At 39.4% G+C, this 1010-nt stretch carries 1 protein-coding gene and 1 pseudogene; both read right to left on the bottom strand.

The features are described from left to right. Positions 1 to 479: 479 nt before the first annotated feature. A complete protein-coding gene (locus F6K49_RS52990) occupies positions 480 to 686 on the bottom strand; it encodes a hypothetical protein (protein WP_293086188.1) in 207 nt (68 codons plus the stop codon). 192 nt (positions 687 to 878) lie between these two features. After that, positions 879 to 992, bottom strand: a pseudogene (locus tag F6K49_RS54185) (hypothetical protein); the annotation flags it as partial. Positions 993 to 1010: the final 18 nt, after the last annotated feature.

The raw sequence follows: 1010 nt of genomic DNA, 5'->3' as shown, positions 1-1010 counted from the left end.
TATCGGGGGCTTTATGCCCCCGATGCAGATTCCTTGAAGTAGCCAATAACAATAGCTTTGCCAAAGGCGGACTCAATCTTGGGTGAAAGTCAAGCGGACTTGAGTTAGCAACTCAGTGTAACCGATACTTTTTAGCTACCAAAGTCTACCAATATAGACCAAGGCCCGCCAATGCAAGATGCTTTCACATCCAGGGGGTATCTCCCAAAGCTCTCAGGAATATCCCGCGAGCGCCATAAAAATGTCAAAAAAGTTGGTTCCACCGGGATAGAGAGCGCAACTATTAAACCCTTGGTTGTCGGCTTTAATTTAAGTTACATAATAATCCCTGTCGGTGTTACCCTAATTTAAGTCTAACAAATAATAAGAGTTTTTGGTAGACTCTGCGACATTTTCTTGTGCTGTTTACTAACCCTGAAACACAAATCTACGAAGCCAATGACGGAAATTCGTATTACTCCTCAAGATCGATTAAAAACTTACCAATCTTTCTCGTTTTTCTTCTTAACCACAACAACTACTGGTTGAGCATTTTCTGCAACTTCACCACTCTGCTTCAATTCTTCAATGGCCCTAGCAATCCTCTTAAAAAGCCTACCCTCACCATATTGCAAATCTTTAATATCATCCTTCTTTGCCGATCCCATGTCTAGGATAATGGTGTTTTCTTTCTGAAGTGTACTCATGGACGTTCTCCTAACTAAATTTTAGCAAGCTTTGTCAAAAGTTGTATCATGCCCAGCTCTGCCCTTCTAAAAAACTTCAAAGTGATGTAATGAACAATCAATAAACTTTTGAAGAAATCAAACCTTTTTTGCCTTCAAAATAGCCATTAACTGACCCATTACATCGAAGTTAAGGGTAGACCAGAAACCAAACTAAAATTTCATTAACTTAGACATACTCTTGGTATAGTTCTTTCCAAAATCCTTAATCCAACCATTTTTCTTCTTACGATTGGACTTCTCATGGCGATCCTTATAGACCTTACTTGCCTCATCGAAACGCTA

Source organism: Moorena sp. SIO3I6 (assembly GCF_010672095.1).
The sequence above is the reverse complement of the archived record's forward strand: the minus strand, read 5'-3'. Positions and strand labels throughout refer to the sequence as shown.